Origin of the sequence: Pseudomonas sp. GOM7 (genome assembly GCF_026723825.1) — a bacterium.
Lineage (GTDB): Bacteria > Pseudomonadota > Gammaproteobacteria > Pseudomonadales > Pseudomonadaceae > Aquipseudomonas.
This window is the reverse complement of the sequence record NZ_CP113519.1, coordinates 4,971,208-4,997,639: the sequence shown is the minus strand read 5'-3', so window position 1 is coordinate 4,997,639 and position 26,432 is coordinate 4,971,208. Positions and strand designations below refer to the sequence as shown.

Here is a 26,432-nt window from a genome sequence, read left to right as displayed (position 1 = left end):
GCATCGACATGACCATCAAAGTAGGCATCAACGGTTTTGGCCGTATCGGCCGTCTGGCCCTGCGCGCCGCCTGGGGCTGGCCCGAGCTGGAGTTCGTGCAGATCAACGACCCGGCAGGCGACGCCGCCACCCACGCGCACTTGCTCAATTTCGACTCGGTGCATGGCCGCTGGCAGCATGAGGCGAGCAGCGCCGGTGACTATCTGGTGATCGACGGCAAGCGCATTGCGGTGAGCGCCAACAAGGCCATCGCCGACACCGACTGGAGCGGCTGCGACCTGGTGCTCGAAGCCAGCGGCAAGATGAAGACGGTCGCCGTGCTGCAAGGCTATCTGCAGCAGGGCGTGAAGCGCGTGGTGGTCTGTGCGCCGGTCAAGGAGCAGGGCGCGCTGAACGTGGTGATGGGGGTCAACCAGCACCTGTTCGACCCGGTGCAACACCGCATCGTCACCGCGGCCTCCTGCACCACCAACTGCCTAGCCCCGGTGGTCAAGGTGATCCACGAGGCGCTGGGCATTCGTCACGGCTCGATCACCACCATCCACGACCTGACCAATACCCAGAGCATCCTCGACACGCCGCACAAGGATCTGCGTCGTGCTCGTGCCTCCAGCATGAGCCTGATCCCCACCACCACCGGCTCGGCCACCGCCATTGCCGAGATCTTCCCCGAGCTGCGTGGCAAGTTGAACGGCCATGCCGTGCGTGTGCCGTTGGCTAATGCCTCGCTGACCGACTGCGTGTTCGAGGTCGAGCGTGCCACCACCGCCGAGGAAGTCAACGCGCTGCTCAAGGCCGCCGCCGCAGGGCCACTCAAAGGCATCCTGGGTTACGAGGAGCGCCCGCTGGTGTCCATCGACTACCGCACCGATCCGCGCTCGTCCATCGTTGATGCGCTGTCGACCATGGTGGTGGCCGGCACTCAGGTGAAGATCTATGCCTGGTACGACAACGAATGGGGCTATGCCAACCGCGCGGTGGAACTGGCGCGCCTGGTCGGCCAGGCTGGCTGACCCGTAGGGTGCGCTGCGCGCACCGCATATTACGGGGCCTCCTTCCTGCGGCCAGGTACGAATCATCTGCCCTTTAAGGAGCGCCTTGGTGCGCGCAGCGCACCCTACGCCATCACGCTCGATCAGGAAATCACGCCATGCACGCCCTCGCACGACTCTCTCCGGAGATCCGCCAGTACCTGCTGGTGACCGGCAACTACTGGGCCTTTACCCTCACCGACGGCGCCCTGCGCATGCTGGTGGTGCTGCACTTTCACAGCCTCGGCTACACGCCGCTGCAGATCGCCGCGCTGTTTCTGTTCTACGAGATCTTCGGCGTGGTCACCAACTTGGTGGGCGGTTACCTGGGCGCGCGCCTGGGCCTCAACCGCACCATGAACCTTGGCCTGGGCCTGCAGGTGCTCGCGCTGTTGATGCTTACCGTGCCGGCTGTCTGGTTGACCGTGCCCTGGGTCATGGGCGCCCAGGCGCTGTCCGGCATCGCCAAGGATCTGAACAAGATGAGCGCCAAGAGCTCGATCAAGCTCCTGGTGCCGGACAGTCAACAGGGCACGCTGTACAAGTGGGTGGCCATCCTCACCGGCTCGAAGAATGCACTCAAGGGCGTGGGCTTCTTTCTCGGTGGCGCGTTGCTCGCTCTGCTCGGCTTCAGCGGCGCGGTGTTGGCCATGGCCGCTGCGCTGGCGCTGATCTGGCTGGCCAGCCTGATGCTGCTGACGAAGGATCTGGGCAAGGCCAAGGCCAAGCCGAAATTCCGCGACCTGCTGTCCAAGAGCCGGGCGATCAACATTCTCTCCGCTGCCCGGTTGTTCCTGTTCGGTGCGCGTGACGTCTGGTTCGTGGTGGCGTTGCCGGTGTACCTGAGCAGTGTGTTCGGCTGGGACTTCTGGCTGGTGGGCGGCTTTCTCGCGGCCTGGGTGATCGGCTACGGCATGGTGCAATCGTTTGCACCGCATATCACCGGCAAGCGCAGTGGGCGAGTACCGGATGGCCGCGCGGCTTTTATCTGGGCGGCGCTGCTGGCCGGCCTGCCGGCGCTGATCGCCTTGGGGCTGGGCGCCGGTTGGTCGGCGCAGGTGGTCTTGCTCGGTGGGCTGATGCTGTTCGGCGTGCTGTTCGCGATCAACTCCTCGCTGCACAGCTACCTGATCGTCAGCTACGCCAAGGAAGACGGCGTGTCCCTGGACGTGGGCTTCTACTACATGTCCAACGCCCTGGGCCGGCTGATCGGCACGTTGCTCTCGGGTTGGGTCTACCAGGCTCATGGCCTGGAGGCCTGCCTGTGGTTATCCAGCGCATTCGTGCTGGCCGCCGCGCTGATCTCCATGGCCTTGCTCAGGCATCGGGATGGCTGATTAGGTCAGCGACGCCTTGGCCGCAAAAACACGAAAGCCCCGCATTGCGGGGCTTTCTAATATGGTGCCGGCACCAGGAGTCGAACCCGGGACCTACTGATTACAAGTCAGTTGCTCTACCAGCTGAGCTATACCGGCATAGGTGGGGGCGCCATTATAGCGATTGGTTAGGCGCTGTAAACCGATTCTGACCTGTTTCGATGCTTCGATGGCCTGCTGCGTCAGCACGACGTCTTATGGCTTGGGGCACACGAATCCTCCGGGGCGGAATGTGGCAAAGTCTGCGGGCGTGTGTCAAGTTGCCATCGCCAAATGGTCGGCAAATCGGCATAGGGATTGGTGCAGTATTTCAGCTTGGAGAGAGGATGGTACGCGAAGGTTTAGCACGCAGGCTCGCACTGCAGTATGCCGTGAAGGTGCTTCAGGATGAGAGTGATCTTCAAAGCTACCTCGAGGATGAGGGGATCACAAAATCAGAATGCAAAGAGGCGGTGCGTGAGTTTCGCCAGATTATTCGCGGCTTGCGAGAGCGCCTAGCTCCCGAGCATAGAGACGTATAGCTGGGAGAATGGCAGTTCTGAGGGGGGGCAGAAATGAAGCGGGGAGGTACTCATCTCTGAGATACCTCCCCATAATAGCCAGCCGATACCTGACTGAGCGATATTTGGCTCTTAACGCCTGACCTCGCTCTAGGTGCTCGCTCGGGCCCACAGGACAAGCCTGCCTAATGATTTAGAGACCGTCGGGCATAGGAACGGTCTTGATCAGATTTGATCATCTGCTGGTCAGCGTGTCAAGCAGGTGCTACACAACGGGGCTAGCATCTGTTGCTCAAGCATGATGTCTGGAGCTCAGTGGCGAGGCCGACCTTTCGGGCTCAATAGGCATAGTCCATCCACGCTTGCAGCGCACCCCGAAGCGATCAGAATATCTGCAGCGGTTTTTAGTGTAGTGCCAGTGGCAAGCAAGTCATCAACTAGTAAAATTGAAAGGTTTTTCCTTGGAGGAGGGCCTGCAAGCTTGAGCGGTTTGATGTATGGCCTCAGCTTCGCACCCACATGCTTGAGAGCCAGTGGCGCGTTTGGTGTCGCAGCCCACGTTGCAATCAATGCCCTTACCTCTGCCACAAGTTCCTTGGGAAATTGCCGAGCGGCAAGCATTGCAGAGAGATCCTGTGCTGCTTCTGTGGTCGTGCGCTTAGCGAGAAAGCCTGTCCAGACCTCAAGACCAAGCTGGTAACGTGCTGCACGTTTTGCAAGCATTAGCGCGATGGGGTGGCTCGATGGCATTGGCACAATCGCATCATAGTTGGCCTGGTTCATCGCCCGTTCAAGTATTCCCTGGAAACTCGGTCTGAAGCGCATCATCTCATCGAGAGTAATTGTGTACCCATTAGTACGTTTCAGCGCATAGATGAGAGGGTTACCGTCCCGTTTGTCCTGCTTGTCAGAAGAGTTTCTGCGGCGAAAGATCGACTGAACGGACAGTTGCGCTGCAGCGTCTAGGTTAAGAACGTGGCGGCGAGGGTTGTTGGTTACTGAAGTATCGACCAGCTTTTGGTGTGTTCCATTGAATTGGACTTCCTTGGTCGCAGAAACGTCGATTCCCAATTTTGATACGGCCTAAGCATGTGTGTGGTGGCGTTTTACCACGAATGCTACACCGTTGCAGTCTGAGCGTTATGGTGTACTATGGCGCTGCGCGCGGATTCAGGGTTGTTGGTCACAACACCATGCTTCTCTGTTTCAGGTCGCTGCTCCCCAGGGGAGGGTTGTGCTTTCTCTGGGTCGATTGTCACAAACAAAAGCCCGCTTTCGCGGGCTTTTGCGTTTCTGGTATCGATCAGCTCTGCAGCCAACCCTCCACCACGTCGGCGCCGAACTCCGTTTTCCAGGCCTTGAGCACCTTGTGGTTGCCGCCTTTGGTCTCGACCACTTCACCCGTGTTGGGGTTTTTATAGGTCTTGACCTTGCGGGGAGCCTTGCTAGCTGCCGGGCGCGCTGCAACAGCGCCGGGCTGCGGATCCAGGATGGAGATCAGTCCGCGCAGGCTCACTCCATATTCGTCCATCAGTGCACGCAGCTTGCTCTCGAACTCGATCTCTCGCTGCATGGCCTTGTCATTCTTTAGCGCATCGAGCTGCTTCAGTTGTTCAGCCAGTTGGTCTTCGAGTGCCTTGTATTCGGCGATTTTAGACATCTGCTTATTTTCCTTGAGTCGTGAAGTGGCGCAGGTGATGGTTACCTATCTTTCCACACATTCACGTAGCATTTCCACATCTACATGTACATATTCAAGAGTGGTTTTAATATTGGTGTGCCCTAGCAGCTCTTTGACCAGATGAAGGTTTCTCTCAGGTTTCTTCATTAGGTCAGTGCCTATCGTGTGTCGGAATCTATGTGGCGATATTTTAGAGTTCGTTATGTTGGATATCTTCGCGTAGCATGATTCAACCTGCCAATCATTCATTGTTTTCCGTCGGTGGTAAGGGCTGAAACGGTTGACGTTAAAAAGCTGATCGCTCTGTTTGAACTTTTGGAACTTGGCTCTCTCTACCAGCATGGATATCCATGGATGGTAGTGACTGGAGATCGGTACTGGATACTCGCGCTTTGTTTTTGAGCCCTCCACGGTCGCCATTATTAGCCTGTCACTCAGATCTACATCCGCCAACCTCACATTGAGCACCTGATTTAGTCTTAGGCCAGTCGAATAGAACGTTTCGTTCACAACCTGCCAAAACCAGGCAGGCGTGATCCGGCTGCGCTCCTTGTTTTCCTGCTCCCAGGCTTCCATCTGCTCAAGAACCAGCCTGGCTTGGTGAATCTGGGTGGTCGTCAGAATTTTCTTGGGGCGTTTCGGCTCGCCGACTTGGGCACCTTTGAAAGGGTTTACCTTGGTTTCAAGCATCCCTTGATCTATTCCAAAGCTCCACAGTGCGCGAAGATGTCTAACGTAGCTGTTCCAACTGACTTCCCTCATTTGCGTGAGCGCTACTTTTCTCCAGGAAAATACATCCCTATTTGTTAGCTCGTCTGGAAGTTTCATGCCGCAAATGGACATGAATTTTTGTAGCTGTGCAACTGCCGATCTGTAGCTGGTTTGCGATCTTGGGCGCAAGTGGCGTAAGAAAAAATACTCTTCTAATAGTTGGTCAAATGTCAGCATGAGCGACTACTCTCCCTGCTCTAGGCTCAGGAAGGGGTTGTCGGGCGGCGTAGAATTGAAGAGTGTGCTGGGCTCAATAAGCAAGTAGCCTTGCAGCAGGGCTTTGCTCTTTTGTTGCCCAATTACACGGCATTTCCAAATGTTTAGTCCTGTGTCAGTTTTCTTATGCAGTCCTAGTTTTTGGAATTGCTTTTGAACGATCTTCCAGCTTTCAGAGTCCTTCTGCCCCTCACTCAATTTAATTTGTGAGGGATGCTCCATCACGAACCGCTGGAATACACCAGGCGTAACAATAAACGCTGTTCCGCTGACAGTATGAACCTTAGCCTTTGCATCGTTTATAACAATTCTTCGGGCGCTCAACCCCTCCTTCAGCCATGCTATGAATCGCTGACCCAGCGCTTCCCCTTCAAGTGTTCTGCCTGTCCATGAAGGTGCTGTGCCAGCACTACGTGATTCACGCTCTGCCGCAGCATTTTCTGCTATGGCTTGGGCGCTAGCGGGGGATGATGCCCTATTGCCATCATTGCTTGCAGCATTGGCTACTACCTCCTGATGCTCAAGCGGCGCAACCCTCTGCATTAGCAAGTCCAGCTCATCTGGCTCTCGCTCTGTCGGGCCTGATACAGGGATCGCCGATAAGTACAGGGACGAGAGTTCTCCATCGATGTCGTCGAATGGGATCTCAAAGTCCATGCTTTGAGGTTCAGGCGATGTCTCCAGAATGAGCTCAGGTACATACTGGTGAGCTGAAGCATGCGGCTCGCCTTGCTGGGGACTAGCAGTTGGAGTCTCTGTCGCAGACTCAACAATGACTGAGCCCGTGAAAGCAGCAGGACGCTCTTCGCCTGCAGCCCAAATTAATGCCGGCGACACTTTCAGCATGGTCAGCGTTTGCTTCCAGCCACTGGGATCCTGGATTGTGCAGTTCCAGATTGCTTTAGGATCCTCACCCGGAGTCGGTTGGATGATGCCGTGCCCCTGCATTTCATCGAACAGTCTTGAGTTCCGCGTTGGTACGCCATCCATGCCCTGGCTCATCAACAACGCGCGCAATCGATCAGAGGTCGGCTTGCTCACCAGCCATAGCGCGTCATCGGTCAGCCAGCCGCTTGCACCTGGTTGATTGAGCCTGAATGGCGTATCTCCTGCCGAGTCACGGATCATCTGCCGCAGGCCTCGCAGTAGCCGTGCTTGTAGCGAGTCTTGCGGGGCGCTTGCCACTGCCAAGGCGCTGGCCGTGTTGCCGCCCAGCGCCTTGGCCACAGACGCCTTATCCGCCTTGATGACGATTTCACCGAGCGCGCCGGCTTGGTCGTAGTGCCCGCTCAGCACGAATGCGAGCTGGCCGAACAGAAGAGGAACGTTTGCGATCCAGTCGAGAACTGCAGGCGTCAGTACCTGGTGGATCAGCAGGCTGCCTGCCGCAGGGTGCTGGTGGTAGTCCCGCCCACGCACAAACATCATGCGGTAGGGCTCGCTGATAGGGCCGTGCCATGGGCGCCAAATTTCCCCACTGGCCAGTTCAATTCGCTGGTCGACCGCGATCTTGCCTATGTCGTGGAGGAGTGCGCCGTATGCCACGCCGGCAGTCCACGCCTCGGCCTGTGCGGCTTGGTCTTCTGGAGCAGCTCCAGGAGGTAGAAGATGGCTCTGCCGCAGCTTCACTGCGTAGGCGATGATCTCAAGTCCATGATCGAGCAGACCTCCAGGATAAGCGTGGTGATGCATTTCCGACGCTGGTAGTAACTGAACCAGGGCGGCGTATCGGCGTATGGGATCCAGATAGAGCTGCTCGAAGTGCTGCTTCGACATAGAGGTTCGCTGCCAGATGATCTCCAGCAGGCGCTGCCGCAGCGGTGTGTCCAGCAGCGAGGTGGCTGACTCAGGGCGTGTGTAGCCGCCAGGGCTGATGTCCTTTTGCTTTTCCTCTGGTGCGCGCGCGGGCTTCAGCGAGAGGAACGACAGCAGTTTCTTCATGAATGGCACCTGGCAGCCTTTTGCTTTTCCTGTCAGCTGAATCAGGGCCATTTACGGGTAGGGCCTTTCCCATTGATCACCCTTCCCTTCCCCTTATCAGCCTTTCTGGGCCATTTCCTCGCAATGCCAGGTGCTGGGGCAATGGGTATTCAAAAGTTGCTCCTGGGGTAAATTCAATGCGCATGTGTCTTGCGGGGAGGGGGGATTTGTGCAAAAAGTGAACTAGCCGCCTGAGGTGGCTTGCTTGGATGCCAACGGACATGACATGAAAGGATTTCAATATGACTCATTTCCGCTATGTCTGCGTCGCCCTTGCGACAGCGCTTGTAACCCTCTACTGCGTCCTCTGGGTTGTCAGCCCAAGCCCGCTTGAATCTCGTGCGGCCACACGGCACTCGTCCGACGTCACGAGGTGAAGGGTGGGCCGAAATGCTGTAACCTATTGATGTACTTTTGGATTAACTAAATCGGTAATTGGTAAGGCAGTGAGCACCATGGAACTAGTGCAAACTCGAAACATATTCGATCAGAAGATCACCGTTATTAAAGGCGACCTGATTGGAAGGAAGATTCTGAAGCATGGTGCTTATGATAAAGCTGGCTTGTTTTTAATAGAGCGTTTGCTCTCTGGTCTGGAAAGTCCAGTGTGTTTGGATGTTGGGGCTAATATCGGGAATCACTCTCTGGTAATGTCGCGATACTCTGCCAAAGTTATTTCTTTTGAGCCTCAGCCTGCCGTTTTCAAAGTGCTGGTAAAGAATTTAGAAGATAATAAAATTCTAAACGTACAGCCATTACAGTTCGGCTTGTCAGATTGGTCAGGTCAGGCGAGTATGAACGTTGTCGATGCCTCAAATACAGGGGCTACCTCTTTTGCTTCTCATGCTGGTGCAGCAGAATCGATAGAAGCTGAGCTTCGACGGGGTGATGATGAAGTCAAGCGTTTGGGTATCTCTAGCATCGATTTTATTAAAATTGACGTAGAGGGTCTTGAGACCTTCGTTATCGAGGGGCTGCGCGAATCCATAGCTTCTTATAAGCCAATAATAATGCTTGAGTGGAATAGTTCCGCAACAAGAGAGGGGTTTCGAGATAAAGAGTTGTTTTCTAAGATATTATACGGATACAGTGCTTTTTCTGTGTCCTCTAATCATGAGAAGCCAGCAGGAGGTGAGAGCAAACTGGCCAAGCTTTCGAGAAAATTCTCAAGGAAATTTCTCAAGCCTAGGGTGAGGTTGGGGCAGTTCGATGCTGCTCAAGATTATGGGAATGTGGTTCTGGTTCCGCTTGAGAAACAAGATGTTGTTAGAAAACGATTTGTTATCGATGCCTGACTTTTTAGGTTGATACCATATTCTTGTATTGCTCAGCTATCCTGTGTTGATCATTTGATCCAATTTCCTGGTTTTATGTTTAACCTTCAACAATCCAGTACATCATAATTAATTATGATCGCTTCCTCGAGTGCGTCATGAGCGATATCTCCTGACGCTCTAATCGAGGAGGCGGGAAGGATTTAGGGCTCCTTACGTCCATCGACATCATGGCGCGTCGTGACCAGTCGTGCATCCCTTCGTCGTTTGTCAGTTGACCGGGATTTTGCGCTTAGGTTTTACTGTACGTATGTACAGTATAGCCGAGTAGCATCAGATGTCTCTCACCATCCTAGGTCGACAGGCCAGGCGCCAATACCTGCTCGATGACGCCCATCAGTTACGCATTACGGGCTTTCAAAGTCCTGCTGTGGACGAGGCCGAGAGGCCGTTGTCTCTGGATGCGTTGATAGGCCTAGGTGCGCCGCATATTTGGCCTGTTCGCGTCGATGATGGCTCTCTGGAGCCATTTGGGATGTATCAAGGGGACATCCTGATCGTGGATCGTGCGGCCAATGCTGTCGCCAACTGTTACCTGGTCGTTGACATCGAGGGGGTCTACCTCGTCAGGATGGTCATTCGTCGCGACGGTGCTTTGCTGCTCAAGCCGCCAGTTGAAACGCAGAGAGCGAGAGAGCAGGCCCTGGGCGACGTTGAGATCTTCGGTATGGTGATCGGTGGCTATTGGAGTGCGAGGCCATTCTGATGCGTCAGCTTTATGCACTGATCGACTGCAACTCTTTCTACTGCAGTTGCGAACGAATTTGTGAGCCGTCTCTGAAGCGCCGGCCCGTGGTGGTGCTCAGCAACAACGATGGGTGTGTCATCGCCAGAACATCGGAGGCAAAGGCGCTTGGTATCGCAATGGGGGCGCCGTACTTCCAGGTTCGTGGGCAGTTGGCTCAGGCAGGCGTCGCTGTGCGCTCAAGCAACTACACCCTGTACGCGGATATCAGCAATCGAGTCATGCGGGTGATCGCAAGCATGATGCCGGCGATTGAGGTTTACTCGATCGATGAATGCTGGGCGGATCTCACCGGCGTTGCTGATCCAGAATCACTCGGCCGGCAGGCTAGAGCCAGGTTGCTTCAGGAGATTGGAATGCCTGTCGGAGTCGGTATCAGCACGACCAAAACTCTCGCAAAACTCGCGAATTGGGCGGCAAAGAAATGGCCAGCTACGGGAGGAGTTGTCGACCTTTCAGAGCCTGCAAGACAGCAGAAACTTCTACGAATTGCACCTGTGAGCGAGGTCTGGGGGGTAGGCCGGCGATCTGCTGCCAAGCTTGCCTCGCTCAACATCCAGACTGCTTGGGATTTGTCCCAGTTTGACGTGCCGACCCTGCGCAAGCATTTCGGCGTAACTATGGAGCGTACAGCCCGAGAACTCAACGGAGTGAGCTGCCTCAGTATGCATGATGGGCCACCTCCGAAGCAGGCCATCTGCTCCAGCAAAATGTTTGGTAGGAAGCTCCATGAAATCCAGCCCATCTGCGAGGCCTTGGCTTCCTATGTAAGCAGGGCTGCAGAAAAACTGCGTAGTCAGGCTTCCTTAGCTGGAGGGCTTCAGGTAAGCCTACAGACGCAGATTCACAACCCCGATATGCCTCGCTACTCAAACTCGATTAGCGTCGCGCTACCGACGCCGACAGACGATACCCGTGATCTTTTGAAGGCTGCACTGGAAGCGCTTGATCAGATTTACCGGCCAGGCTATGCCTATGCGAAATGCGCTGTACTTCTAATGAATTTGAGCCAGCGCGGAGAGGTAACGGTTGATCTGTTTGCTCCAGCTCCTAAGCCAGGAGCTGATCGCCTCATGCAGGTCATGGATGAGATCAACCAGAAGAGCGGTCGTGGGACTTTGAGGCTTGGGCGAGTGCCGGCACTCCCGGGCTGGGGGATGCGTCGGGATATGCTGAGTCAGCGTGCGACGACTGATTGGGAGGAGCTCATTTGCGTCAGGGGTTAAAGCTTGACTCTAGTGTTGAATGTAAGAGTGATATTTATTTGCCAAGGATGATTTGATATGAAAAGACCCCGTGATTGTATTATTTGCGGTAAGGCTGCTGGCTCTGGTGAGCATGTTTTTCCCGCAGCCCTAGGTGGGCGTCGGACAAGTAATGGCATCTATTGTGGTGAGCATAATCAGCATTTTGGGCCGCTGGTTGCGTATCTTCAAGAAGACCTTTTGATGATGAATGCATGTTTGGAAATACGTCCGGATAGGCAAGATAGTGCAAAGCCGTTTTACTTTGATTCCGATGGGGCTAGGTATCGGTTATTAGGTGACAATGTTTTTATTGCTCCTCCGGATCCTTCAGATCCTTCGAGTGTTCCTCCCATCGGTGTGCCTGTTGACAGGGAGTTTTTATCTCTCAGTGAGGCTGAGGAATGGGGTCGCCAAATTGAAAGGCATGGGGTGAAAATAAAAATAGTGCAAAAGCAGGAGTCGAGAAGGGTTTATAAGGTGCAACCATATAAAATAACGTTGAAGTTTGGCGGTCATGAGGTATTGCATGCTGTGGCGTATTTGGCGTTAAGTTTCTTTGCGCAATATTTTCCGCGCGAGGCTCGGCAAGAATCTTTGGCGGAATTCAAAAGGCTTCTTGTAAGGCCAGTAAGTGATGAAGATGTATGGGCTGGGGAGTTTGTTTGGTGGGAAGGTGGCGGGCCGGTTGATATCGTTCGAGCAAATCCATATAGGTTCGGTCATACCGTGATAGTTGGAATTCAATCAGGGAGCAATCAGGCAAGTGCTTATATATCATTCTTTTCATGTCTAAATTTTAGCGTCCGGCTTGGATATGTGGAACCATTGACGGAAGTTAGGTCTGTTGTTGTGTACATTGATCCGGAAGCACAAACTGCAGCGGCTAGCTGTCGAGAACAGAAAGGTTTTGAGTTGGATGGGCGAGTAGGGGAGAGGCTCATGAGTCTCGATATGTTAATTCGGGGCGGGAAGGCAGAGGCCGCTATGGGGGATTTCCTACGCCGTGTTTCAGATGTTAGATCAGAGCAGTTGTTGAATGCACTGCGAGAGGATTTGGAGGTTTTGAAAAGTGTCGCTTATGAAGAGCGTTTCAATTTGTGTTTGGAGATTGTTGATCGCTATAGCGGTTATGTATTGCAGCAGTTCAGGAGGTTAGTCAAGGATGCTGAAAGCTACTTTGCTAGTTTGGGGGCTCAGTATGATCCGATTGTAAATTACCTGCGTTGTTTTGTGTCGGACTGTCCAGAGTCGAGTAATGGTCTGAGTTATGAAACAACGGCAATGCTCCAGGCTTCATGTCAGGTGTTGGCGTGTGAAATTTATACGAGGTCTGGTCGGGGTGAGATTTCAGCTGAGAATGTCATTGAGTTGATTCAAGGTGTTGATGGTTTAAATTTGTTAAAGAAGGAAATTTTGGCTCGCATTTTGAGTGTGGTTTTAAGGGGCGTTGAGTAGGCCGCAGGAAGTAGCCTTAAACCATGTGGTGATATTTCTTCTGGCTAGGATTCAGATGGGCGGTTCATACTGGCGTACAGCAAGGGCATTGCCAGAGAATGTCGGTACACTCAGGCGAAGTAGTCAAGGCTCATTGCAGTCCCTGCCGGCGTTACCGGCTAGTTGAAAAGCACGATGCGCAGATTGTCATAAAAAAGGCCACCCGAAGGTGGCCTTGAAATCATGCTGCGATGAGTTGTCTCGCTAGGGCCATCTCGACCGAATCACCATCCTGGTTCAGCGAATCGAGGCCAGACTCAGGTACGTCTCCCGACGTGCTCTGTGCCACTGCTATCTTCTTGGCCATAAGCTGCAGGCAGGTAATCTGCGAACTGTCGGCATAGCCGAAGAAAACCACCCTCACTGGAAGTTTCTGTCCAATCCGCCATGACCGCCGCGCCGCCTGCTGCAGGGTGTACACGTTGTACCCTGTCTGCAGGAACGCGATGGTCGGGAAGTCCAGGAGATCCAGCCCGGTCTTCACCAGCTCCGGATTTGTGATCAGCACGTCGATGCCTCGGTCGACCTGGTCGAGGATCCAATCCTCGCGCCTGGCCGTGTCCACCGATGCTCTCAGTACCGCCACTTTCAACCCAGCCTGCTCGAGGACTCGTTTCAGCCTTGCGGTGGTGTCGCGTGTCCCGCTGTAGACGGTGTAGGCCAAGACCTTGCGGCCATTCGCCTTCTCCTGCAGGCAGAGGTCGATCAGCGCTTGCTCCTTGGGCATCAGCTCCTCTTCCCCGAAGATTGTCGGCACGAAGGCCAGTAATCCACGGGTACGGGGGTGCTTTACCGTCTCCGGGCGGAAGCAGCAGTCCGGCCAGGCCAGCAACACATTGAGCACAACGCCCAGGAGCGTGGTGTCTCTTCGAGCCAGGGCCTGTCGGAGCTCTGCTGTGAGCGTGCCCGCCAGCTTCTGGTAGGTCGAGAGCTGTTCCGGTGCCATGGGGACATCGACGAACTCTTCTGTGTAGGTCGGCAGCACATTGCCCCCTATGTCCTTGAGCTTCAGGAAGACGGTGAAGGGCAGTACGAAGCGGTGGATGCCTTTCGGGCCGAAGCCAGGGGCCTTCACTGTTCGTACCGAGAGTTTCTTGCCCTTGGCGGTCTTGTGAGAGTCGCCATCACGCTCGGTGTAGATGTCCTTCAGAACACCGTGGTCGCGCATGAACGACATCGCTGCAGGAGCCATGCTGCCACGGGCATTTGGTCGATATCCGTCTTCGATCATTCGCCGGGTCAGGATGCGGAACAGGAGGTAGAACAGGTCATCGGCGTAGCCGCCCATCAACGTGCCAGTCAGCAGCACGGTTTTCCGCGCTTTCGCCGCCAACACCCCCATGGCTTGGCCTTGAGCCGAACCACTGTTCTTGTACTCGTGCCCCTCGTCAACGATCAGCAGGTCGAAGAATCCATCAGGCAGGTAGCGCTTGATGAACTCCGTGGGCTGGTAGCCGCCCTGACCAAAACCAAACTCGATGTTGGCCATGGCGCGTTCCATACGGCGGGCCTGGCGGTCGCTGAAGACGAAGTTGCCCTTGGCGTCCATGAGGTTCACGAACTCGGAGACGTTGTCGACCAGCATTGAGGCGATGAAGTCTTCACCGAAGTCCTGTAGCAGTCGTTCGGCGCGGACTGGGCCGATGGTGGGGATGCGGCACATCGACTTTAGGATCGTCGTGCGTCGATCCCCACTATCGGTTTTGCCCGGCCTCATCAACGTCCAGAGAGCGCCATGACAACGGGAGCAGCTCTGCCGGCGATCACCTCGGTAGAACTCATCCACGGTGACTAGGTTGCCGTCTAGATCCTCGAGTACCTTGCCACAGTCTGGACAGGCTGCCAGTCGCTGTCCGCCGGCAGCGCGCTTCTTCCAGCACGCTAGCTTCCAGTGAAATCCCATCCTCATCCGCACGCGCCCGAGGATGAAGAACTCCTGGCGGCCATCGTAGGGCTGGGCCAACTGCTCACGCAGTTTCAGCAGCTTGATCAGGGTGTCTGGGCCGTTGAGTACCCACACGCGTGCATCTGGAATGGTTTCGAGGATTTCGCGGCGCCACTTGTAGACCAGGTGAGGCGGTGAAATGACCAAGGAGCGACGGTAGCCTGCAGCGTGCATCACGGCTGCAACGGCTATGGCCATCATGGTTTTACCTGTGCCCATTTCGGCGTTGATGATGCCAGCCTGCTCGTTGCGATCGAGGAGCAACGCCGCGATGGCTTGCACGACGTCGGCTTGAGCTGGGAATGGCTGGCGGCGTTTCAGCTTGTCCATCACCATCTGGCGTGCGCCATTGGCGATGCCGGTGTAGACCGGAGGGTTGGAGCGGTTGAGCGAGTTCAGCAGCTCGTCGCCGAACTCGTCGATGAAGTCAGTGAGGTTGATGGTCAGCGGTGCAGAGGTGGCCATCGAGGACTGGGTCAGGGTGTTCATGAAGCTTCTCCAAGGGAAAAGCAGGGCACGCACGAATCCCGTAGGGTATCGGCATACCCTGCAGGGTGGTGTGGAAGGGATATTGCTGGGTCAGTAGTCGCTGGGCAGCAGAAGGGTTGTCTGGCTTCGATCGGACTCGGTGATGATCCAGAGCCTGGATTCGTCGCCGGCGTCGACGTCGTAGCTGGAGAACAACCTATCGCCGTGGGTCAGTGCCTGTCGGTTCAGGTTCCAGTCGTCCGCGTCCAGATTGCCCCAGTCGCCGTTCAGGTGACGTTGGAGGAAAGAGGTTGGGTTGAGCTGGCCCGTTTCGACTAGATGGTGGACGGCTGCCGTCATCACGATCTGCCCAGGGGGGAACAACAGAGGTTGTGGTCTCTCCTGAGGCGGTTCGGATGCCTGCGCTGGCGGTGCGGGCTCGTCGTTGATTGATGGTGAGGAGCTGATGGTCAGCACCCTGCCGTGGTTGGGGGAACCAGGGGTCATTTCCCAAGCGCGGATTATCGGAATGAATCGGTCAGTTAGGATTCGCACCTCGCTGACATTCCCCTTTTCATCCTCGGTGAATTCGGTCTTGTGAACCTTGTCCTTGTAGGTGTCCCCTTTCAGAACCAGGACACGACCTGTGCTCGAGGTGACGACGCCGGATATTGCGCCGGCGGCGAGCGCCAGGGCCAGGTGCCAACTAGACAACTCCCTCACGGGCGGTCGTGGCTGAACACCTGCTTGTCCGAAGTGCAGGTTGAAGTCAGGCCAGAGGCCACCCAGTCGGTGGATCTCGTTGGCGAACTGCTCTGGCTCCAGGGTGAGTTGGTAGAAGTGAGTCAACTCGCTGCTGGTCGAGAGAACCGAATAGGATTCCCACGGCCAGCATTCGGGCAACTCCTCGGCCTGCTCTTGGCCGGCGCCGATCGCCTGCAGGCGATCACGCACCTGGGCAACGTCTCTGGGCCTAGCCAGATCCTGGCGCCGTACACGGATGCCGAATATCACGACTTGCTTGAAGGTTGAGTCAGCGGCGGCGTAGATACGCAGTTCGGTGAAGTGGTTGCACAGCCAGCCACAGAGTTCGTCGTCCAGGACGTAGTGGGGCACGATGAAGACCAAGGCTCCCCCGTACTGCAGGAGCGGCAGGCAGCGCTGGTAAAAAGCCTTTTCCAGCCGCCTGCGACCGCTGCCTTGGTACTGTGAGGCGCCCGAGTGGTCGGCCACCAGGTCGCCATAGGGTGGGTTGAGCCAGAGCAGCCCGAATGATTGGCGACTGATCATGGTGTCGAAAAGGTCGCTGTGCAGCACCTTGTCGAGCAGCATACGTGCGTGTGCCGCTCGCTCACTGTCGTACTCCACTGCACAGGCCTCGACCTGCTCGCGCCCGAGGGCGTGCGCAGTTTCGGCCAGCGCCACCCCTTCACCGGCACATGGATCGCAGATCCTCATGCGGCCGGTGGTGGGGGAGAGCGCCTGCAGAATGCGCTCCAGGGTGGTTTCGTCGGTGGGGTAGTACCCGTTTCGGGCGAAGTTGCGCGCCAGGCGCGGGAACATCAGGGCCATGTGGCCTCCTTGTTTGGGGAAGGATGCTCAGGCAATCGCCCGAGCCTCAGTGGTCAAAAGGCCACGGCGGATGAGGTCGCCGAGGATTGGTTCAAGCACGTCGAGCTGCAGGGCGAGGCGCCAGGCACTGACGTCGCCAATTGCCCCAGGAAGCGGGGCGAGCATTTCGTGTTGGGTGAGGAGCTCCATCACCGGCTCACGCCAGTGCTGCAGGAGTGGAAGAGGGCAGGTTTCCATGACCAGTGGCCAAAGCCTCTGAATGGGATCTGTGCGTTCACGCTGCAGGAGCGCATAGGCGAAGTGATTGGCCAGGTCGGGCTGCGAGCAGCGCCGGTCGAATAACCAGCAATGCAGCAGGCTCCCGAAAAGCGTTCCCCTGAATTGGCGCGTGGTGCGTTTCTCCAGGAGATCGGTGTTCGGGAAGACCGGCAGGCTGCGGCCGCCGGCGATGATGTGAAACTGGTTCAGGCCGTTCTCGGCGCTGCCGAGGGTCAGCCTGGCCATGAATTCCTGCAGGGCCGTGTCGCGACCCCAGGTCGATAGAAAGACCAGATTGCTCTGCTCGTCGAACGCGCAGGCATCTACATACAGGTCAGGGCATTCGTCTATACGGAAGAGTTTGTTCGACTTAGGCATGGCGACCTCCGCAAGGGAGGGGCGTCTGCCCACAAGGGGCGGGCGGCCCCTCTGGGTTGAGTAATGAGTAGGTAATCGTTCAGGCCGGTATCAGTTGTGCCGGCGCCAGAGCTGGGCTTTGTAGTCCAGGGTGTAGCCGAGCTGGTCGAGGCGCCGGGATTGCTCACGCAAGCGCTGACGATCGACGGTGGTATCCAGCTTTACTATCTCGGCCAAGGGCCAGATGGTGCCGAACAGGTCTGCGTCTGCATCGTCTGCAGAGCGCTCGCTTTGCCCAGGTTGAGGTGTGCTGGCCAGCTCGGATGCTGACATGCCAAAAGGCATCTCATCAGCGGCTGGATGCGAAGTAGGGGATGCACTAGCTGGGGCATCTGCTAGAGATTTAGAGGAGCTCGTCACCGAGCTTGCTGGAGGGCTACCCCGTTCCTCATCAAGAGGATCCGGTTCTTTGGGTTCAAGGCGCTCCGAGTCGGCCACCGACAGCGTGTCCATCTCGTTGAGGGTCATGCTGTCCAGCTTGGCCCGCACCTCGATGACTGTTCTGCCGCTGCTGGTTGAGTAGCTCGACGGCCCGATATGAGCAATCACGAAGCTGCCTTCGTACTTCCCCTCGGTGTACTGCTCGAGCATCGAGTCTTTGACAGCGAACTCACCGATGCTGGTGAGCAAGCGCGCGACGTTGAATGAGCCATAGCGGCCGGAGATGGATTTAATGACCAGTTGGCCATCGACGCGGATCATGAGTCCTCCAGAGGGAAGTTAGGAGGCACGCCCGAGCTGGGGCAATGCCCCGATTTGGGTGGATTGAGACGTAGGTGTGAGGGTTAAACCCAGCCAAGTTCCGCCATCGATAGCGGAGCGCCTTGGCCGACGATCAGGTGATCGAGGACGCGCACCTGGACCAGGGCCAACGCTTCTTTCAAGCGCTGAGTGAGCACGCGATCAGCCTCGCTTGGGGTAGAGCATCCAGAGGGATGGTTGTGTGTGAGGATCATTGCTGCGGCGTTGTGGGCCAGCGCTCGTTTGACGACTTCGCGTGGGTACACGTTTGCGCTCTCAATGCCGCCTTGGAACAGAATCTCGAACGCTAACGTTCGGTGTTTGGTGTCGAGAAAGACAGCGCCGAAAACCTCGTTTTCCATGGGCGCAAGCTTGATCCTCAAGTAGTTTCTCACCGCTTCTGGGGATGTCAGCTCAGGGCCGCGGCTAAAAAGCCGACGCTCCAGAATCTGGATCGCCTGGCCTATGGTGAGATCCTCATCAGCTAGCTTGGATGCTGCTCGATCACAGGATTCAATCAAGCGGAGTTGTTGCATGGCGATACCTCCAGGCAGGGGGTACGCACTTCCCCTTGGGAATGCGCTTCCCAAGACGGATTGGTCGGATATGAAAAGCCCTGGTCGAAGCCAGGGCCGGTTGCTACAGAGAATGGAGCTGCAGTCGCAGCCCCGAGAGGGTTAATGGTGTGAGTGGTTGTGTTGCTTTGAGCGCTTATCCAACCACATGGCCCACAACACGGTGACAGCCAGAACCAGCAGAACACCGCCAGCGTAGATCAGGATGTTGTTCATCTAGTGCCTCCAGTGCAGCCAAGCTGCGACGCCGAGGAAAATTACCGCAACGGGTAAACTTACTACTGCATGGTACAGCGCAGCAGGGTCGTTGTGGTTACTCAGCAGCAGGTAGAACAGACCGCTGAGCAGCGTGCCGATACTGATGTTCTGCAGTATCGGCACGAAAAACGAAACGAATCGCTCCATACAGAACGTCCTTCAGAGTAAGAGCCACCTGGAGATGAGTCCAGATGGCTTCAGGGGGTTAGGCTGCCAGTTGGCCGTGATCCTGCTTCAGCGAGATCAGCAACTGAGTGGATTGCGACAGCTCGCCGTGGCTGACCTGGAGGTCGAGCCAGAGAGGCTTGCGCTTGTCGCCATCGGGCGGCAGGCGGTGCAGGCCGAAGTCGACTACTGCAACAGAGGGCGATGCCAATACGGCCAGGTAAGCGGCCATCAGCGTGGTGCTGAGGCGCTCATCGAGGTCAATGCTTGGCTGGCATGCTTCGATGTGAACTGCCTCATGCCATGCCTCGGGAGTGAATACCACCGGCAAGGACAGGATCCGTGCCTCTGCTGGGGTAACGGACAGCGGGCCGAACTTATGGGTACGCGACATGGTGTATCTCCGAATGAAATGCAGAGACACAGGTCGCCCGTGCGGGAGATAGAGTCCCCGCATGGGTTGAATACCGAAAGTGAAGTAGGGCGAATTGTCTGGGCGTTAGCCCTCAGGAATGGAGCGATGCCGGAACTGGCTGGGAGCTGTAATGCAGTTCAACTCCCGCAGACCGTCGCGATCTGGGTTCAGGCAACGTTCCACATACTGAGAATAAGTTTCACGCTCAGCATGGGGCTCGTTGAAAAGCTTAAAAATGCCACCGATGGATATGATGAGAACCATCAAGACCAACAGGGCGATATAGAGGTATGGGCGTGTGCTGGTGCCAGCCATGGTGAAATCTCCGATATGCAAGTGAGGGATACGGAGATGCACAGACCCATGCGGGTAGTGAATCCCGCAGGGAAGAACAGAGGGTAAGAGAAGCATCCATCGCCAGGGGCGATTGTCCGTGCTGCCGGATGCGAAACGGACTGGGGAGGTGGATCACCGCAAAAGCGGACGCAGCTTGAAGATCCATGCTGCCTGGGCGGGTGCTGTCAACGACAGCAGACCTCACCAATAGAATCAGCAAGAAGCGTATGCGCTGTCAATACCTGAGCCAGATCGTCTGCATAGGGTTGGTCGGCCATGCGTCGAGGGCCGAAAACCATCTGTTGCGGTAGAGCAACGAGCTTTATGCTTGTACACAATTGGTTTGGGGCGACAGTGCTGGGGTTATGTGTGGCGAAGCAAGATGAAATTCGATTGTATTGCAACCTTCCTCGGGACGAAGATGCCTTATGTCATCTGACTGAGGCTCAGATTGAGCAAATTTACTCTCGCTATTTACATGGAGAAAAGCTGGTTGATCTGGCGAATGAATATGGGATTTTGTCGACGGATCACCGGCTGAATGTACTCTTGCCTGCTGTATTTCGTACAGACAAACCGTGCCCATACTGCCATTCGGCGATGGAGCAGAAGCGCAGGGCCAAGAGTAGCCGAGAAGAAAAGCCGCTGAAGTGCTTGCTTTGTGGCCATAAAGTAGAAGTTGCCTATGGCATCCGAAGGCAGTGTGCATGTGTTAATTGCATGGCGGCGCGGAAGATTTTTCGAGAGAAACAGGCACGTGCCCAACTGGATAGGGATCTCAAGGCAGCCCGTATTTTAAATACTAAACCCGAGGGAGTCGGGCTTGCATTGCTGTCCATTCGTAAGGTGTTCCTCCTCTTGGGACTTATGAGTTGCGAGGAGAACCTCAATGGCGATGTGGTTCGTACAGGTGACAAAGGTGCGCCCCTGATGGCAACGTCGCTAAAACTCACGCGCGACTTCCTTGCAGAATTATGTGAAAGCGGCCTAATTAAGGCATGTGAGCAGGACATCCCTAGCGAGGCTGAGAGTCATGCTCGTGCTGGTAGGTTTGAACGTTTTACTTGGGAACTTAACGTTCTTGATGAGCAGGGGCAGAGAATTACACGTTCAACTTTGTCGGTACTTCTACAGCGCAAGCTGACAAATGAGTTCAGACCATACTGGGAAGACGATGTTTATGATTTGGCACAATCTTTGGTACTTGATGAGGCTATAGCCTTCCTTGAATATCACTTGCGAGAGGGGCTGGTCACGTTTAGGGCGCACAATCGCTTAAATGTTTCGTTAGCGGTACTCGTCAGGGAGTTCCCGTTGTCGGCTATTTACGCGATGATTTGGCGAGCATGTGCTAGTGCAAAAGATGCTCTGGTTGAAGGGAGGGTGAACTCACCTGATCATGCTGGTAACCTTATTCCGGGGATAATCGACAATCTAGCTAAACGGAGGCGTATGGCCGAAACCGGGCATGACTCTGGCCGGAAATACAATCGCAATGGGGTTCTGAGAGAGGGAACTGTTGCTCAGTATCTGAGTGCATTCTTGGGCGTGCCGGATGTGCTGTTTACTTACGGGCTTGATCAGTTGCGAGAGAAACTGCTGAGACCGAGATTGGCTTTGGAGAGCTCGCACGGTCGTGGTGAGTGGCCAGTATCAGCAGCAGATGTAGCTAAAAAGATCATGGTTGCTTTGCGTGGGGATATCTAAGTTGTAGCAGATGCCATTGCAATAGCACTGCATCAGCCTCTATGTCGTCGCGTCGAAAAAGCTTGACTGGGTCGCCGGCATGCCCTAATTGTGGCACTATGCAATCGAAACGTGGCTGCCCAGAGGAATCGATCATGGCAAGCTCTCAGTACCGCGCCCATAAGCCATCTCTCGCCCATCGCTTCGGCTTCGAGCTGGGGAATGCGGTCAAGCGCTTTCGTGTAGCCTGGTTCCGGATGGAGAACAACCTGATTCAAAGGGCTGGTGAGCGTGGCAAGATGTTGAGAGCTTGTTTGCTAGTGTTGAAAGTAATGATGGGCGTGGCAGGAGTAGCTGCCTTATTGCTAGCTGCATTCTGGATCGCCGCAGCAATCATTGGTCTTTTTGTCCTTGTCACTTTTGGGTCAAGAGGCAGGCAGCAAGATCAATCTTTTTTTGATGATGGCTTTAATACCGCCTGGAATCCTTGGGACTTCTGGAAATCTTGAAATCGAACTAGAGTGGCCCTCTGGGTATGGCCGCTTGTCTCATACAGGGTCTATTTTGTCCTGTCCGCTCTTTTGAGCATTGCCTACACCCTTTCCGGCAGAGTCTATTGCGTTTCCGGCAAAGTTACCTCCTTTGACGCCTGCCCATCCTAACAGTCCCAGCCATATCGCCGGGACAACTAGAAACATCAAAGCTGTAGCGAAGTCCATGTACATGTCTCCGGCAGGGTCGGCGGAGAAGTCGAGTATTCCCTCTCCAAAATTCGGCCCGCCGCTAGCATAAAGCGCCTGAAGCAATCGGCTGTCCAGCCAGCGTGCAAGTTCAAACCAGAAGTGCAGGAAGTACAGAGCGAACATCAGGATGGTGCAAGTAACGAATGCCTTGATGTCAAATGCACTAATGACGAGCACCAGGGGTAGGGCAATGATGGCCATCATGATGGTGTAGGCGAGCACCGATGGGATTGTCTCCCTCACTGCATGCATCATCGGGAAGAACGCGACACTGCCCAGTCCGGTGCCTACGGCAGCAGCAGCTCCGCCAACGTAGCCGAGGGCAGACGGATCGAGAGAGCTGTAGCTGGGGTAAATGCCGCCTTCTGTCAGGCGCTGCCGCTTGGGGCTTACCAGTGTGCGAATCAGTGCATTCTCGGACTCGGCCTGGGATGTGAAGGTAATGGCGTTGCGCACCCGCTCCCAGGTCGTAGGCGGTATCTGCTCAATCAACCGATCTCGAAGACCGATGCCTGAGTCAGCCCACCACTGCTTGCATTTGGGAAAGCCTCCGCCGGCGTTCTGGGGCAGGCCAGCATCACGCGTTGAGTCATACGGCCAGTTAGCTCGAGGAGTGCGCGAGTACTCCTGGTCGTAGTAGCCAGCGGTGCTCATGAAGAACTTGCTACCAATCCAGCCGACATCGATCTTCTGTTCCTCGGTCAGGGCTGGGCGCTCATCGAATAGCGCCACTCGGGCGTTCGCATAGCAGTCCCTTACGAAATCACCGACCTCTTGGCGCAGGTAAGGATCAGTCAGGCGCATTTCGTCGATCTCGATCTGCGCCTGACGAAGCTCTGTTCCACAAGGGATGCTGGCAACCGCAGCGGTTGTCACACCTTTGGAGATTGTGTGAACGAGGAACCACCACATTGGCACCTTGGCGCTTTGTCCATTCAGGGAGCTGAAACTCTGACCCCACCCCGTATTAGCAGGTTGCACGACGGATCGACCGCATTGATCGGATCGGCTGCTGTCGATCTTGATCACCCCGAGCTGGATGGGCACGAAGGGAATGAAGCCAAAAATGCTGATGAAGACCATGGTGTAGACCCGAGTTTCAACCCAGGTCATGGCCAGCACACCCTTGTTGCCTTCGTCAGCCCCTTGGTCACGCGCTTTGAGGAAGCTGCTGGCGATCACAAATGCCAAGGGGAGTACGGCCAGGCCGGTTCCGATCAGGAGGTCTGTCAGGCTGTTGTTGAGGATCCAGCCCAGCAGGGTGAGGAAATACTCCAAGTAGCTGTGCGTCATCATGATGCGCGAGCCTCCAGGACGCCCGACCAGGCGGCGTACTCGACCAACAAAATGTAGAAGAAGCAGGCTACCGCAATGCGGTTTCGGGCACGTCGCTGCAGGTCAGGAAGTGGGCCCGCCTCGATGAGCGTTCGGTAACGAGTCCACCAGTAGCGGGCACCCCACATGTAGATCAGGGCCCTGAGCGGAAACAACCAGGGCATGGCCGTCTGCACGGATTCACTGAACCGACCGGCCCCGGCAAAAGTCGCGCCGGCAAACTGCATGGCCATGGCCAGTCCCAGTGCCACAAAGCTCCAAGTGAGGAAGATGGCTGTGAAGCTCGTCTTGGTAAGGTAGCGAATGAACCAGCTCTTCATTACTGGCCCCTCGACTCATCTGTCTGGGCCGGACGATTTATGACTGGGTCATATTGATCAATAGGCTTGCCTGCTTCGCGTCGGCCAGCACGTCGCTCTAGGATGGTCACCGCAGTGTTGTTGGCGATGCTGTTGCGCAGGTCGAGCTCCAGCTTGATCATGTTGATCTCGCGCTCGAGCATGGAGAGGCTGCGATCGTTGGTCGCCATCGCTTCCGATACATTCGCGATGTTGGGCTCCTTCATGCCGGCGAGCATCGCCCGACTGACCGATACCGCTAGCTCCAGAACACGAACCAGGGCCATCTCGCCTGATAGACGCTGAATCAGTACGTTCTGGTCTGGATCTCGCTGCAGCGCTTCGATGAGCGTTCGATTAGTACGCATCGACCCACCACTTGCCTTGTCCAGGTTCTCGTCGTTGATTGGCGCACGTTTGGTGACCAAGTCCTCAAGAGCGACCTGAATCTTCTCTTGCTCTTCCGCGATAAGAGGCATCAGCCCAACGCCAGCGGTGGTCTTGGATTTCTCGCATCCTTCGCAGGTACGAACGAGCTGCTCGCCGACCACTCGAGTCATGAACGCGGCGGCATCCTCGGGAGTAGGCCAATGCCGGCATAGCTCGCCGGTGCACGAGCTGGATGGAACGGGTGAGAGATCGTCGGCCTGATGACGTCCATTCAGAATGTTGTAGCCGGCGATCACCGTATCCTTGGTGATGGAAACGGGAGCCTGACCACGGCCACCGCGTGTTTCGCCACCGACCCACGGGACACCCTTGTTGCCCGACTCCTTGGCCACTTCTTCTTGAACGGCCACTGCATCGCCACGCATCTCTCCAATCTTTTCTTGCCAGGCTTTCAGCGCTGCCATTCTGTCCCAGCCCGTACCAGACATGGCCCCTTCCATGATCTCGGTGAAGCGCTGGCAGTTGAGCTGACCCTTATCAAAATCAACTCGGGCTTGTAGAACCCCGTTATTTAATAGGTCATAGAGATCTGGGTTGGCGCGCTTAATGATGAGTGCAGGTAATGAGCCTATTGCTGCAGTGGCTCCCTGCATGATTTCGGACATCATGCTTTTGAAGCCATTGGACAAACCATTCAACTGGTTAGCAACAGTGGCCTCCAAATCCAGTTTGCTACACATCTGGAAGCCTTCCCACTCTGCACCAATACCAAACCCAATGGTATTCATGCGGCTGGATGAGCGAGTCGCTACTTCCGCACCTCCGATCTTGTAATACAAGTCATCAGATACTGTTGCACCGACACCCGTATCATTCACGCTGACCCCTGCGTCCATGAGCGCCATTGCTGGTAGCGAATGAAGTGAAAGTACAACCCAAAGGCCAGCGTAATTGATGAAATTAGTCTTCATCCCATGAACTCCTATTGGAAATCCACTGAGCCGAGGAAAATCTGCCCACGTCGCTGGCAGCATGAATAAGGCCTCCAAAGCGACCAGGCATAGCTGCCTTCCTCTGAGTGGTTGAAAGCGCTATCACTGATGACCGGATCCAGCAGACCAGTATCGGGGAAGGTTGCGCACGTCATCTCCAGCTTTGGCCACAGTGCTTGCCATTTATGAGTGCTGGAGTCGCCCTCTTTGATCTTCCCTGGGGGCCAATAACCGGCACGGGATGAGGGGGTCAGAGGTTGGTAGACATGGGGCTGAAAACGCTGGGTGAAGATATCTGCAGCGCGCTGTGCGACCACTGCGGCCGCTTTGTAATCGTTGGTCTGGTTGACCCAGCCAGTGCGTGGGTAGAGATGCCCCCAGTTGTCTGCAGTCGAGCCGATCTCGCGCATACCCGGTATCAGTGCTTCTGGATACATCAACTCCGGGACGCTATGTCGCCAGGCGAGCGAGTCCAGAGTGCTCAGGAAATAGGGCATGTAGGGTGAGGCGCCGGTGGCGCAGGCGTATCCAGACTGTGAGGCGAATTGTGAAAGGGCATAACCACCAGGGTGCCCAACCACATCTGCGTTCTTGAAGCGCAGGCTGCTGTATTTAGACGATGACTGGTCTTCTCCACCGTCCATTGCCAGCGGATTGGGCATGCTCAATGGTGCGACTTCTACCCAAGGGTTATTTCCCGTTTGCGAGTAGCTCGATACCACCGTCTCGGGAATGTAATGACGCACCTTGACCGATGTTCTGACCTTGCAACCCGCGACAGTGCAGAAGAGCCAATAACAGATACCCACAACCCGATAATCCAGGCATGTAGGAGACAGCGTTGAAGCTGTGATCGTGGCGGTATTGAGGGCGAAGGTGTTGCCGCAGAAACTCAAGCACAGGACACCCAGTGCTTTCGAGGAGACTGTCATACGCATCACAGCCCCCTCGCTTTACGGATCATCTCCAGGGCGACAGCGACGTTGGGCTGGCCATAAACGACGTGACTGTCATTGACGGTGACGGCGGGGAGCTTGTCGATCTTCACGGCCCAGGCTTGCTGTAAACCTCTGTTGGCCTCTTTGATCTCGTCTTTGAATTTGAGCCAACGCGAGCTTCCCATTAGCTGATTGATCTGCGCCTGCGCTTGCTGTGGATTGGCAGATAGTCCGTGCGAGATCTGCTCCTCCAGCACCTGCACACGATCCAGGGAAATGATCTTGGCGTCGGCAGGGACTCCGCTGAGGTGAATATCACTGGTGGTGTAGACAATGACCTGGTCTGGGGCGGCCTGGGCCACTGTGGGAGGGAAAAGCAACCCCAGCATTAGCGTAGGGATCAGGTGAGTTCGATTCGCATGCATGGGACGGCTCCTCAGTTTCAATGGAGCCATCCTGATCAAACGCGCGCTGCAAAGAACTAC

The 26,432-nt window shown here is 55.8% G+C and carries 25 protein-coding genes and 1 tRNA gene; 8 read left to right on the top strand and 18 right to left on the bottom strand.

The genetic code is table 11. From position 1 onward, the window contains the following. The first annotated feature begins 8 nt into the window (after positions 1–8). Together OU800_RS22255 and arsJ are read left to right on the top strand one after the other, a co-directional pair. Positions 9–1,013: an ArsJ-associated glyceraldehyde-3-phosphate dehydrogenase gene (locus tag OU800_RS22255; protein WP_268179528.1), complete on the top strand. Its 1,005-nt coding sequence runs from the start codon at positions 9–11 to the stop codon at positions 1,011–1,013. Between the two features lie 137 nt (positions 1,014–1,150). Then, entirely contained in the window at positions 1,151–2,368 is a 1,218-nt protein-coding gene (gene arsJ / locus OU800_RS22250; protein ID WP_268179527.1) for an organoarsenical effux MFS transporter ArsJ, read from the top strand. 62 nt (positions 2,369–2,430) lie between these two features. Here the strand turns inward: arsJ and OU800_RS22245 are convergent. From OU800_RS22245 to mobH, 5 genes are all read right to left on the bottom strand, one after another. Beyond that, positions 2,431–2,506 (bottom strand) — tRNA-Thr (locus tag OU800_RS22245). 713 nt (positions 2,507–3,219) lie between these two features. Next, the gene (locus OU800_RS22240; protein WP_268179525.1) at positions 3,220–3,978 is read right to left on the bottom strand and encodes a ComF family protein; all 759 of its coding nucleotides are present in this window, start codon (positions 3,976–3,978) and stop codon (positions 3,220–3,222) included. A 232-nt stretch (positions 3,979–4,210) separates the two neighbouring features. Then, positions 4,211–4,567, bottom strand: a complete 357-nt coding sequence (locus OU800_RS22235) for a histone-like nucleoid-structuring protein, MvaT/MvaU family (RefSeq protein ID WP_268179523.1) — start codon at positions 4,565–4,567, stop codon at positions 4,211–4,213. Between the two features lie 45 nt (positions 4,568–4,612). Continuing rightward, complete coding sequence (locus OU800_RS22230; protein ID WP_268179521.1) at positions 4,613–5,536, bottom strand: site-specific integrase; 924 nt, start codon at positions 5,534–5,536, stop codon at positions 4,613–4,615. 6 nt (positions 5,537–5,542) lie between these two features. After that, a complete protein-coding gene (gene mobH, locus OU800_RS22225; protein ID WP_268179519.1) occupies positions 5,543–7,516 on the bottom strand; it encodes a MobH family relaxase in 1,974 nt (657 codons plus the stop codon). Positions 7,517–8,010: 494 nt separating this feature from the next. Here mobH and OU800_RS22220 point away from each other — a divergent pair, with 494 nt between their 5' ends. The 4 genes from OU800_RS22220 (at position 8,011) to OU800_RS22205 (ending at position 12,336) form a co-directional block, all read left to right on the top strand. Further along, on the top strand, positions 8,011–8,850 hold the full coding sequence (locus OU800_RS22220) for an FkbM family methyltransferase (protein ID WP_268179517.1): 840 nt from the start codon (positions 8,011–8,013) through the stop codon (positions 8,848–8,850). A gap of 316 nt (positions 8,851–9,166) precedes the next feature. After that, positions 9,167–9,595, top strand: coding sequence for a LexA family protein (locus OU800_RS22215; protein WP_268179515.1), 429 nt, complete (start codon positions 9,167–9,169; stop codon positions 9,593–9,595). Next, on the top strand, positions 9,595–10,860 hold the full coding sequence (locus OU800_RS22210; RefSeq protein WP_268179514.1) for a Y-family DNA polymerase: 1,266 nt from the start codon (positions 9,595–9,597) through the stop codon (positions 10,858–10,860). The genes OU800_RS22215 and OU800_RS22210 overlap by 1 nt, the downstream gene beginning before the upstream one ends. A gap of 57 nt (positions 10,861–10,917) precedes the next feature. Next, positions 10,918–12,336 carry an HNH endonuclease gene (locus tag OU800_RS22205; protein ID WP_268179513.1) on the top strand — a complete coding sequence of 473 codons (1,419 nt, stop codon included), beginning with the start codon at positions 10,918–10,920 and terminating at the stop codon, positions 12,334–12,336. 220 nt (positions 12,337–12,556) lie between these two features. Here the strand turns inward: OU800_RS22205 and OU800_RS22200 are convergent, their stop codons facing one another. The 8 genes from OU800_RS22200 to OU800_RS22165 all read right to left on the bottom strand — a co-directional run bounded on the left by OU800_RS22200 (position 12,557) and on the right by OU800_RS22165 (position 19,504). Beyond that, the gene (locus tag OU800_RS22200; RefSeq protein ID WP_268179512.1) at positions 12,557–14,809 is read right to left on the bottom strand and encodes a DEAD/DEAH box helicase; all 2,253 of its coding nucleotides are present in this window, start codon (positions 14,807–14,809) and stop codon (positions 12,557–12,559) included. Between the two features lie 90 nt (positions 14,810–14,899). Then, complete coding sequence (locus OU800_RS22195; RefSeq protein ID WP_268179511.1) at positions 14,900–16,360, bottom strand: DUF6094 domain-containing protein; 1,461 nt, start codon at positions 16,358–16,360, stop codon at positions 14,900–14,902. 27 nt (positions 16,361–16,387) lie between these two features. Continuing rightward, positions 16,388–16,996, bottom strand: coding sequence for a hypothetical protein (locus tag OU800_RS22190; RefSeq protein ID WP_268179510.1), 609 nt, complete (start codon positions 16,994–16,996; stop codon positions 16,388–16,390). A gap of 90 nt (positions 16,997–17,086) precedes the next feature. Further along, positions 17,087–17,737: a DUF3275 family protein gene (locus OU800_RS22185; protein ID WP_268179509.1), complete on the bottom strand. Its 651-nt coding sequence runs from the start codon at positions 17,735–17,737 to the stop codon at positions 17,087–17,089. Positions 17,738–17,820: 83 nt separating this feature from the next. After that, entirely contained in the window at positions 17,821–18,312 is a 492-nt protein-coding gene (radC, locus tag OU800_RS22180; RefSeq protein ID WP_268179508.1) for a RadC family protein, read from the bottom strand. 255 nt (positions 18,313–18,567) lie between these two features. After that, the gene (locus tag OU800_RS22175) at positions 18,568–18,756 is read right to left on the bottom strand and encodes a hypothetical protein (protein ID WP_268179507.1); all 189 of its coding nucleotides are present in this window, start codon (positions 18,754–18,756) and stop codon (positions 18,568–18,570) included. Positions 18,757–18,814: 58 nt separating this feature from the next. Beyond that, positions 18,815–19,168 (bottom strand): hypothetical protein, encoded by a 354-nt coding sequence (locus tag OU800_RS22170; protein WP_268179506.1) that lies wholly within the window; start codon positions 19,166–19,168, stop codon positions 18,815–18,817. A 105-nt stretch (positions 19,169–19,273) separates the two neighbouring features. Next, positions 19,274–19,504 carry a hypothetical protein gene (locus OU800_RS22165; RefSeq protein ID WP_268179505.1) on the bottom strand — a complete coding sequence of 77 codons (231 nt, stop codon included), beginning with the start codon at positions 19,502–19,504 and terminating at the stop codon, positions 19,274–19,276. 390 nt (positions 19,505–19,894) lie between these two features. Here OU800_RS22165 and OU800_RS22160 point away from each other — a divergent pair, with 390 nt between their 5' ends. Next, on the top strand, positions 19,895–21,232 hold the full coding sequence (locus OU800_RS22160) for a hypothetical protein (protein WP_268179504.1): 1,338 nt from the start codon (positions 19,895–19,897) through the stop codon (positions 21,230–21,232). A 134-nt stretch (positions 21,233–21,366) separates the two neighbouring features. Beyond that, on the top strand, positions 21,367–21,720 hold the full coding sequence (locus OU800_RS22155) for a hypothetical protein (RefSeq protein WP_268179503.1): 354 nt from the start codon (positions 21,367–21,369) through the stop codon (positions 21,718–21,720). 39 nt (positions 21,721–21,759) lie between these two features. Here OU800_RS22155 and OU800_RS22150 read toward each other — a convergent pair whose 3' ends face one another. From OU800_RS22150 to OU800_RS22130, 5 genes are read right to left on the bottom strand one after another with little or no spacing between them, the layout of a single operon-like run. Next, positions 21,760–23,250, bottom strand: a complete 1,491-nt coding sequence (locus OU800_RS22150; protein WP_268179502.1) for a conjugal transfer protein TraG N-terminal domain-containing protein — start codon at positions 23,248–23,250, stop codon at positions 21,760–21,762. Next, positions 23,247–23,609 carry a hypothetical protein gene (locus OU800_RS22145; RefSeq protein ID WP_268179501.1) on the bottom strand — a complete coding sequence of 121 codons (363 nt, stop codon included), beginning with the start codon at positions 23,607–23,609 and terminating at the stop codon, positions 23,247–23,249. Before OU800_RS22145 ends, OU800_RS22150 begins: the two co-directional genes overlap by 4 nt. After that, the gene (locus OU800_RS22140) at positions 23,609–24,988 is read right to left on the bottom strand and encodes an integrating conjugative element protein (RefSeq protein WP_268179500.1); all 1,380 of its coding nucleotides are present in this window, start codon (positions 24,986–24,988) and stop codon (positions 23,609–23,611) included. Before OU800_RS22140 ends, OU800_RS22145 begins: the two co-directional genes overlap by 1 nt. A gap of 11 nt (positions 24,989–24,999) precedes the next feature. Then, positions 25,000–25,947 (bottom strand): TIGR03756 family integrating conjugative element protein, encoded by a 948-nt coding sequence (locus OU800_RS22135; protein WP_268179499.1) that lies wholly within the window; start codon positions 25,945–25,947, stop codon positions 25,000–25,002. Next, on the bottom strand, positions 25,947–26,372 hold the full coding sequence (locus OU800_RS22130) for a TIGR03757 family integrating conjugative element protein (protein ID WP_268179498.1): 426 nt from the start codon (positions 26,370–26,372) through the stop codon (positions 25,947–25,949). Before OU800_RS22130 ends, OU800_RS22135 begins: the two co-directional genes overlap by 1 nt. Positions 26,373–26,432 lie beyond the last annotated feature (60 nt).